Raw genomic sequence first — 1516 nt, forward strand, 5'->3', positions numbered from 1 at the left:
AAGATTTGAAAAAGCACAGTAAGAGAGGTGATAAGCCATGAGCAAAGACAAAAAGAAAGAGCCTTTATATATGATAGGTGCTGTTTCAAGGATGTTTAATATCCATCCGCAAACTTTAAGGCTTTATGAAAGGGAAGGGCTTTTAACGCCTTCAAGGACTGAAGGAAAGACAAGACTTTACTCTCAGGAAGATATTGAAAAGTTAGAGTTTATACTGTTCTTAACAAGGGAACTTGGAGTTAATCTTGCTGGAGTTGATGCTATACTAAGAATGAGACAGCAGATGAAGGAAATGCAAATGCAAATAGAATATTTGTTAAATTACATACAGGAAGAAATAATGAAAAGATATGCAGAAGATGTGGAAGAGCGACAAAAAGCACTTGTTAAAATGCCTAAAATAGAGATTACAAAAGTAGAAGAATACATGTATAATACATATAAAAAGAACAAAGAGGAATAAATTTTGGAACCAGGGGTTCGGAAAGAAGTAGAAGAAAATTTCAAAAAAGTTCTGGAAAAAATAAAGGATATATTTGATATAGAAAAAGAAAATTTAAATTTTGAAAAATTAGAAGGAATTGGCAAAATTGTAATCCAGTATGAAGAATTATACGACCAATGGATAGAATATATAGAAACACTTTCTTTACCAGATATAGAAAAAATTGAAAAAATTGAACATTCTGATGGACCTTACCTAAAAATAAATTATAAACTGCAGTTAGAAGAAGGTAAATTAATAAGAAAAATACGAATAAAAAGCAATGGAAAAGTGAATATATACCACAATATAGTTTTCAATGAAAATATAAACAACACCAACTATGAAATTATTGCCGAATACGATACATATGGTAATCTTACTTTTTACATAGAAAGGAAAAATAAATGAAAAAAATAATTTGCCGTATTCCTTCACAGCTTTTTGAAATATTTTTAGTGGAATTTAACGGTTATGGGTATGAAATTTTAAATAAAGATGAAAATGAAACATTTTTTGCCATTTATGCAGAAGATAATGAAATTACTACTGTAAAAGAAGCCTTAAATGAAGTTTTTGAAGACATTGGGAATGGAAAAATTATTTTGGAAGAAAATGTTCCTGAAGTTAACTGGGAAGAAGTATGGAAAGAAGGTTTTGAGCCAATAGAAATACCACCATTTGTTTTACTACCAGAATGGGAAGTTTATAAAGGAAATAATCTAATTCCAATAAAGCTAAAAATTGGCATGGCATTTGGAACAGGAAAACATGCTACAACGCAAATAGCTTTATCATTTGTAGGAAAGTATGTAAATCCGCATGATAAAGTTTTAGATGCTGGCTGTGGTTCTGGCGTTTTATCAATAGCAGCTGCAAAACTTGGAGCAAATCCGGTAGATGCAGTTGATATACACAAAGAAGCCGTAGAAGAGTGTAAAACAAATGCATGGGAAAATGAAGTAAAAATAAACTGCCAGCTTAGGGATGTTAGTCAGATTAATGAAAAGTACGATGTGATAATTGCAAATA

General features: G+C 30.6%; 3 protein-coding genes. All 3 read left to right on the forward strand.

Features of this window, described 5'->3' with window-relative positions:
• The first annotated feature begins 37 nt into the window (after positions 1-37).
• Positions 38-463, forward strand: a complete 426-nt coding sequence (locus tag HG1285_RS01880) for a helix-turn-helix transcriptional regulator (RefSeq protein WP_008289278.1) — start codon at positions 38-40, stop codon at positions 461-463.
• Between the two features lie 3 nt (positions 464-466).
• Positions 467-895 (forward strand): hypothetical protein, encoded by a 429-nt coding sequence (locus HG1285_RS01875; RefSeq protein WP_008289279.1) that lies wholly within the window; start codon positions 467-469, stop codon positions 893-895.
• Positions 892-1516: 50S ribosomal protein L11 methyltransferase (locus HG1285_RS01870; protein WP_008289280.1), on the forward strand; the 625-nt coding region annotated here is incomplete at its 3' end. The genes HG1285_RS01875 and HG1285_RS01870, both read left to right, overlap by 4 nt.

The sequence above is a fragment of the Hydrogenivirga sp. 128-5-R1-1 genome (assembly GCF_000171895.1).

What these genes read in the sequence shown, in the direction of transcription:
- HG1285_RS01880 (WP_008289278.1), top strand. Translation starts at nt 38, where the DNA reads ATGAGCAAAGACAAAAAGAAAGAGCCTTTATATATGATAGGTGCTGTT.